Below are 7,433 nucleotides of genomic sequence, written 5' to 3' on the forward strand. Positions count from 1 at the left end.
TTCTCCAACCTTCAAAGAAAAGCTGCATGTCGGTCGTCCCAATATTGGCAGTCGCGATCGATTGATGACTCGAATTAACGACATTCTCGATCGCAAATGGCTGTCAAACAACGGTCAATATGTGCAGGAGTTTGAGCAGCAACTTGCAGCGTTTACAGGGGCAAAGCACTGTATTGCAACGTGCAACGGTACAGTCGCATTAGAAATCATGATCCGCGCACTGGAGCTCAAAGGCGAGGTCATTGTGCCCTCTTTCACTTTTGTTGCGACACCCCATGCGCTGCAATGGCAGGAGATTACTCCCGTTTTCTGTGATGTTGATCCACAAACCCACAACATTGATCCCAACCAGATCGATCGCCTGATTACTCCTCGAACGACAGGCATCCTGGGGGTTCATGTTTGGGGGCGTCCTTGCCCGATCGAAGCCCTCACTGAGATCGCTCAGCGTCACGATCTGAAGCTGGCTTTTGATGCTTCCCATGCGCTGGGGTGTTCATATCAAGGCACGATGATCGGCAATTTTGGTGAAGCCGAAGTGTTCAGCTTCCATGCCACTAAGTTCCTCAATACCTTTGAAGGAGGTGCAGTCGTCACCAACAACGACCAGCTTGCCAAGAAGATTCGTCTGATGAAGAATTTTGGGTTTGGTGCAGGTTACGACAACGTGACCTACATTGGCACCAATGGCAAGATGAACGAGCTATCTGCAGCGATGGGCGTTACAGGTCTCGAAAGCATCCGTGAATTCATCGAGGTCAACTATAAAAACTATCAGCAGTACAAGGTCAACCTTGAGAACCTTCCGGGAATTCAACTTATTGCTTATGACAGTGCTGAAAAGAACAACTATCAGTACGTTGTCGTTGAAGTGGATGAACAGGAAGCAGGCATTAGCCGTGATCAAATCGTGCAAATTCTACACGCCGAAAACGTGCTGGCTCGTCGCTATTTCTATCCGGGATGTCATCAAATGGAACCCTATCGTTCCTACTTCCCCAATGCCGGACTGCTGCTGCCCAAAACTGAGAAATTAACCCAAAAGGTCTTTTCCTTACCCACTGGAACCGCAATGAAATTTCACGACATCGACCAGATCTGCCAAATTATTCGCTTAGCGGTTTATGAAAGCCAGAGAATCCAAAGGCTGATGTCAGGAAAACTGCTCAACCCTTAACCGTTTTCCTGTTTCCGCCGCGTTTCCTCCAGTCAACATTCATCTCCAAAACTCCAATGCACTCCAACCGATTACGAGTTTTGCTGCTCGCTGATGATTGCAATCCTGAATGGCACTCTTTACCCGCCTTAGCCTACACCTATGCGTGTTCTCTGGCAGAATACGCGGATGTCGTCATGGTGACTCAGATCCGAAATCAGCCCAACATTGAGAAGGTGGGAATGGGCAAAGCAGAAGTGGTCTATATCGACACTGAGCGGCTTGCTGCCCCCCTCTACAAACTGGCATCGTTTCTGAGTGGCAATCCTAATACGGCGATGACCTTGAAGGTTGCCTTCAGCTATCCCAGCTACCTGGCTTTTGAATGGGCAGTTTGGCAAAGATTTCGGGATGAACTCAATCATGGACAGTTTGATCTAGTTCATCGTCTCAGTCCTATGTCTCCGACGATTCCCAGCCCGATCGCCCAATGGATCTCAGTTCCGTTTGTGATTGGGCCTTTGAACGGCGGCTTGCCCTGGCCCACTCAGTTCAAAGAAGAGATGCACCGGGAAAAAGAATGGATGAACTATGTGCGTCAAGCGCATCGCTGGCTTCCTTTTTATCGATCGACCTATGCTAATGCCGCAGCGATTCTAGCCGCCTACGACCATACGGTTGCGCAAGTCCCGGATAATGCAAAAGCCAGAACTTTTAATTTTCCCGAAGGAGGGGTTGACCCAGAAGCCTTTCCGCTTCCGACCCGGCAAAAAAACGATCGCATGACGATTCTGTTTGTCGGCAGGCTGGTTCCCTTTAAGCTACCGGAAGTCGTGGTTCGCAGTTTTGTGGCTAGCCCGATTTTGCAACAGCACAAGCTTGTGATTGTGGGAGATGGACCCGAACTCCCTCGGCTGCAACAAATGGTCGAACAAGCGAATTTATCCGAATGCGTTGAGTTTACCGGAACCATTTCTCAGGCACAGGTCGGAGAGCTAATGCGCCAGTCTGACATTTTTGCTTTTCCCTCGATTCGTGAGCAGGGTGGAGGCGTGCTGACTTTAGCAGCGATGTCAGGCATGACCTGTGTGGTGGTGGATTACGGTGGTCCTGCAAAACGAGTGCAGGCAGGCTGTGGCGTAAAAGTTCCGTTAGGCGATCTAAGCCAAATTACTCAGAGCTTTACTCAGGAACTAGAGAAATTGGTTCAAGATCCAGAGCGAGTAATCGGAATGGGAATTGCCGCTCGCCGTTTTACCTGTGCCCACTACTCCTGGGATGTGAAGGCAAGAAAAACGATCGAAATCTACGAGTGGGTACTGGGACGCCGCCAAGTAAAACCAGATTTCTGGGAAGAGTCACCCCTTTCAACCGTAGTCTAAAAGCAGGCATTGCCAAATCGCAGAACCCGCAGACAGCGTAGGACGTATTCGCGCGGCGTAACGCATCAACGGCAGAGAATAACGCATCAGGTCGATTACTTCTGAGGGGGAAGTGTTCCTTACTGCTTGACCTCTACCCATCTGATATCCATTATCCATCTGAGCAAATCCTCAGCCCCGATTTCTTCCTGCACCGTAATGCAAAAAAGGGCGAACCGAGATTCGCCCCATTCAACGTTACGAAGACAGGAGAGATCTCCTAACCATGACCATTACTATTGCCTGAGCCATTTCCCGATTTAGAAACGAGCCGCTCAGCCACTTTTTCGGGAACTTCCTGCAAGTGGTCAAACTGCCAGCGGAATGAGCCAATGCCCATGGTAAGCGATCGCAGTTCCACGATCAGGTTTTGCATTTCTGCCTGGGGAATGTGCGCCTGCACTTCGTCCCAGCCGTTCCAGTTGGGTTTCGCTTCGTAGCCCAGAACTTGGCCGCGCCGACCGTTGATCAGCCGCAGCACGTTTGCCGTAAAGGTATTGGGAACCGAAATCCTGACGGCAAGGATTGGCTCCAGCAGGCTTGGTTCACATTTCATCATGCCTTCCTGCATTGCCAGACGTGCGGCTTGCTTAAAGGCTTGCTCGGAACTGTCTACCGCGTGATAGGAGCCATTGATCAGCGTGACTGCCACATCCACCACCGGGAAACCTAGCGGACCGTGGCTGAGGAATTCGCGCACGCCCATCTCAACGCCCGGAATGTATTGACGCGGAACCACACCGCCCACGATCTTTTCATCGAAGTTAAAGCCTGTGCCGCGTGGAAGTGGCTTGATATCGATATAAACATCGCCAAACTGCCCGTGTCCGCCTGATTGTCGTTTGTAACGTCCGTGGATATTATTTGCGACTTTGCGAATCGTTTCCTTGTAGGGAATCTGGGGCAGGTGGGTGGTCATGGGCAGACCATATTTCCGACGCAAGCGATCGAGCGCGACCTGAAGGTGAATTTCGCCCTGTCCCCACAAAATCACTTCATGGGTATCGCCGTGCTGTTCCCAGTGGAGTGATCGATCTTCTTCCAGCAATTTCGTCAGGGCAGAACTGAGCTTCACTTCGTCGCTGCGTTTTTCAGAGACAATTGCCAGGGCATAAACGGGTTCGAGGCGATCGGCAATGGGGAGGGGCTTGACGCTGGCATCAGTGCTCAGGGTGTCTCCGGTCTTGATGCCTTCCATGCGTCCCAGAGCGACGATCGATCCAGCGGGAGCTTCCTGTAGCGTTTGCTGCTGCTGTCCGGTGAGGCGATAAATGCCGCCCACGCGCACCCCGTTGAGAGCGATGCCGTCTGTAATCTTGCCCTGCCAAACTCGGACGAGCGAGAGTTTGCCGCCCTGAGCGGTGCAGTAGGTTTTGAGTACCTGGGCGATCGGGTTTTTCGCGTTGAGCTGCAAGCCACGCCGTTCTGCTGTGGTATCGGGTTCAGGGGCTTCGCGCAGCAGGGTTTCCAGCAAAGGACGCACACCAAAATCCTGTTCGGCAATGCCTACCAGCACGGGCACGATCAAATCTGCGCCTAGCTCCATCTTCAGATCCTTGAGGATCTCTTCCTGCGGGGGTTCGATGTCTTCGAGCAGTTCTTCCAGCAGGTGATCGTCAAAGTCTGCCAGCGTTTCCAGCATTTCAGCGCGAGCCGCGTGTTCTTGTTCTCTCAAGTCTTCCGGCAGCGGAATCGGGTCAGCCGGTGCACCGGGATGATATTGGTATGCTTGCTCGGTGATTAAATCGATAAATCCAGTGATCGTTTCTCCCTGTCCGATCGGGTATTGATGCGGAACCAGTGGACGGCTCGAAACGGATTTGAGTGCCTGTAAAATGTCAGCAAAACTCGCATGGGCGCGATCCATTTTGTTGACAAAAACCAGGTGAGGAATTTCCCAATCGTCTAGAAATTGAAACAGCGGAGCCAGTGTTAAAACGCGATTGCAGTCTGGTTCACACACTACGATCGCCGCATCAACTCCAATTAGGGCATCGTAGGTTTCCTGAGCGAATTCAACCGAACCGGGGCAATCAATAAACGTAAAAGAAATGCCGCCATATTCTGTGCTGGCAGCATTGGTTTCAACAGACATCTGGCGATCGCGGGCTTCTTGAGAAGCATCTCCAACGGTATTTTTATCTGCAATCCTGCCTTTACGCGACGTTGCGCCTGTCACCCACAAAAGGCTTTCCAGCAGAGAGGTTTTACCGCTAAGATACGGTCCCACGATCGCCACGTTTCGTGAGCCAGATAAAACTTTTTCGCTCATGATATTCATCCTTTTTTCAATTCGGAATGAACGGCAAAAGGGTAGCAGCCCATCCGTTATGCTGCTCATTGAAGAGATGGAGCGATCAGCATTCTGGAAAAGCAATCAGCCGTTAAAGAGGAATCAAAACGTGCAGATTTTGTAGGGGTGAAAAGGAGCTGATGGCGAACAATGGAATGCTAAAAGCTAACCGTTAAAAGTTAATCCCAATTACCTTAGTTTTAGATTACCTTGCGTATTCGCTGGATGCGATCGTCGGTTAGGAAAATTTATGACAATACGGTTTTGTTACGGTCATTTACACTCTGCAAAGTAATCGCTTGCAATTCGCTTTGTCAAAATAAAGAGATGGAGCGATTACCCACCCTTCTGATTCCTGCTTCTCTCGCGTCGCTTAAATCCTCTCTTGATGAGACGATCGCCCGCCTCAAACAAACTACGCCGCCAATGGGCCATCACATCAAACCGCCCAAAGGACGATCGGAGTCTCAGTTTGAGCGCGATCTTTGGCAATATTTCCCTGGCAAAATCCATACCGGGGTACAGATGCTGCGATCGGGCTACGATCAGCCTTATGTGCCCGATTTTGCCTATATTGATCCAGCGATAGGGCTGCATATCGACATTGAGATTGACGAACCCTACACCCGCGAACTTCAGCCCTTGCACTATTTCGGCTGTCCTAAAGATGCCATTCGCAATCAGGCATTTCTCGACTGGGGCTGGGTTGTGATTCGGTTCAGCGAGCGTCAGGCGGTCAAAGCTCCCGCAAGCTGCTGTAAGACGATCGCCAGCGTGATTGCCGAACTCACCGGAGACAGTTCTGTGATGAATGCTTTCCGTCAGGTTCCGACCCTAAAGCCCGATCGTCGCTGGACTGAAGCCGAAGCTCAGCAAATGGCGATTCAAGGCGATCGCGATGCCTATTTCAAACCTGCCAATGTCACTGAACTAAAACCCAAACGAAAGCGCAAAAAATCTCAGACGCAGGAAGCACGATTGATGCTCACCTCAGGCTTCACATTTTATTGTCCGGAGTGCGGTGAGGGTCCGATCCGCTGGCAGGGGCATTATGTTTGCTGTCCGAATTGCCTCTACGATGCGTTTGTGCTGTAGAGACATTTCATAATAGGGATACTGTTGTCTTTGTTCAGATTCTCATGCAGACTCGTGATTCGATCGCTCCCGCTTCCCTTAATTTAGACCTTCCGGCTCGAACTGCAACCGTGCGGCGCGTGACGGGCGAAACCGATGTGCAGGTTAGCCTCAATCTCGACGGCTCCGGGCAGTGCAACGCGAAAACGGGTGTGCCGTTTCTGGATCACATGCTGCATCAGATTGCCTCTCATGGGCTGATCGATCTGGACATCCAGGCAACAGGTGATCTGCACATTGACGATCACCATACCAATGAGGATGTTGGCATTACGCTGGGTCAAGCATTGCACAAGGCATTGGGCGATCGAAAAGGCATTGTCCGCTTTGGTCACTTTGTCGCGCCGCTCGATGAGGCTTTGATTCAGGTTGCGCTAGATTTTTCCGGTCGTCCTCACCTTAGCTATGGCTTAGAGATTCCGACTCAGCGGGTTGGAACCTATGATACGCAATTGGTGCGCGAGTTTTTTGTGGCGATCGTCAATCATGCTCAAATGACCCTGCACATTCGACAGCTCGACGGGATGAATTCGCACCACATTATCGAAGCGACGTTTAAGGCATTTGCGCGGGCAACCCGGATGGCGATCGAAGTAGACTCTCGGCGATCGAACCTGATTCCCAGCTCGAAGGGTGTGCTGTAGGCATCGTAAATAGGCATCGTTTAGCTTAAAGCCGATGCGAACTTAATACCTGAATACCTGTTCAGATGTTAGGATAAATACAGAATCTTATTTGAGGGAAAACTATGACGACCGTAACTCAAATGAAATGTGCTTGCGATTCCTGCCTGTGCGTTGTGTCGATCGAAGATGCAATCCAGAAAGATGGGAAGGCTTATTGCAGCGATGCTTGTGCGAATGGGCATCAGGGTGGACAAGCGGGCTGTGGTCATTCTGGCTGCGGCTGTTAGAATCAGTGCATTCAGCAAGGTTTCGTCTTGCTGACTAAGGGTTAAACTGACCTGTCGTTTTCCTCAAACGGCGACAAACCAAGCTTCAAAAAGGCAATTTCTTGTCCTGTGCGCTCGTGTGACAGGCTATGGAGGTTGCCTTTTGCTATAGAAATAAAACTAAAAAATAGGGCAGGCAAGATGCCCACCCCACAAAAGCGATATTTCAAGCGCGATGAATCACGATCGAACCCTACAGCGAAGCCATCACTTCACGGGCAGCGGCTAGAGTGCGATCGATATCCTCATCGGTATGAGCCAGCGACGTAAATCCGGCTTCAAACTGAGACGGCGCGAGATAAATGCCCTGCTCCAGCATGCCGCGATGGAAGCGACCGAACTTGGTCAGGTCAGCCTTTTTCGCGTCTTCGTAGCTGTGAACGGGTCCCTCGGTGAAGAAGAAGCCGAACATTCCGCTGATTTGTCCACCGCAGGCAGCGTGTCCGGTTTCCTGGGCAATTTGCAGCAGACCGTCCG

General features: G+C 51.0%; 6 protein-coding genes and 1 pseudogene. 5 read left to right on the plus strand and 2 right to left on the minus strand.

Annotated elements, in window-relative coordinates:
• A partial coding sequence (locus tag H6F80_RS02625) for a DegT/DnrJ/EryC1/StrS family aminotransferase (RefSeq protein ID WP_190790058.1) occupies nt 1-1,177 on the plus strand: 1,177 nt, incomplete at its 5' end.
• A 56-nt stretch (nt 1,178-1,233) separates the two neighbouring features.
• Nucleotides 1,234-2,538 carry a glycosyltransferase family 4 protein gene (locus H6F80_RS02630; RefSeq protein ID WP_190790059.1) on the plus strand — a complete coding sequence of 435 codons (1,305 nt, stop codon included), beginning with the start codon at nt 1,234-1,236 and terminating at the stop codon, nt 2,536-2,538.
• A gap of 259 nt (nt 2,539-2,797) precedes the next feature.
• Here H6F80_RS02630 and H6F80_RS02635 read toward each other — a convergent pair whose 3' ends face one another.
• The gene (locus H6F80_RS02635; RefSeq protein ID WP_190790060.1) at nt 2,798-4,849 is read right to left on the minus strand and encodes an elongation factor G; all 2,052 of its coding nucleotides are present in this window, start codon (nt 4,847-4,849) and stop codon (nt 2,798-2,800) included.
• A 348-nt stretch (nt 4,850-5,197) separates the two neighbouring features.
• On the opposite strand from H6F80_RS02635, the gene H6F80_RS02640 reads away from it, so the two are divergent.
• The 3 genes from H6F80_RS02640 to H6F80_RS02650 all read left to right on the plus strand — a co-directional run bounded on the left by H6F80_RS02640 (nt 5,198) and on the right by H6F80_RS02650 (nt 6,917).
• Entirely contained in the window at nt 5,198-5,965 is a 768-nt protein-coding gene (locus H6F80_RS02640) for a putative endonuclease domain-containing protein (protein ID WP_190790061.1), read from the plus strand.
• Between the two features lie 44 nt (nt 5,966-6,009).
• A complete protein-coding gene (gene hisB, locus H6F80_RS02645) occupies nt 6,010-6,648 on the plus strand; it encodes an imidazoleglycerol-phosphate dehydratase HisB (RefSeq protein WP_190790062.1) in 639 nt (212 codons plus the stop codon).
• A 104-nt stretch (nt 6,649-6,752) separates the two neighbouring features.
• Complete coding sequence (locus H6F80_RS02650) at nt 6,753-6,917, plus strand: metallothionein (RefSeq protein ID WP_190790063.1); 165 nt, start codon at nt 6,753-6,755, stop codon at nt 6,915-6,917.
• Nucleotides 6,918-7,149: 232 nt separating this feature from the next.
• Here the strand turns inward: H6F80_RS02650 and H6F80_RS02655 are convergent.
• Nucleotides 7,150-7,433 (minus strand): annotated as a pseudogene (locus H6F80_RS02655) (aspartate aminotransferase family protein); the annotation flags it as partial.

This window comes from Leptolyngbya sp. FACHB-711, assembly GCF_014695615.1.
Lineage (GTDB): Bacteria > Cyanobacteriota > Cyanobacteriia > Elainellales > Elainellaceae > Leptolyngbya_A.

Excerpts from the sequence above, each read along its gene's own strand:
- H6F80_RS02630 (WP_190790059.1), top strand. The coding sequence starts at position 1,234 with ATGCACTCCAACCGATTACGAGTTTTGCTGCTCGCTGATGATTGCAAT.
- H6F80_RS02650 (WP_190790063.1), top strand. The coding sequence starts at position 6,753 with ATGACGACCGTAACTCAAATGAAATGTGCTTGCGATTCCTGCCTGTGC.
- H6F80_RS02640 (WP_190790061.1), top strand. The coding sequence starts at position 5,198 with ATGGAGCGATTACCCACCCTTCTGATTCCTGCTTCTCTCGCGTCGCTT.
- H6F80_RS02635 (WP_190790060.1), bottom strand. The coding sequence starts at position 4,849 with ATGAGCGAAAAAGTTTTATCTGGCTCACGAAACGTGGCGATCGTGGGA.
- hisB (WP_190790062.1), top strand. The coding sequence starts at position 6,010 with ATGCAGACTCGTGATTCGATCGCTCCCGCTTCCCTTAATTTAGACCTT.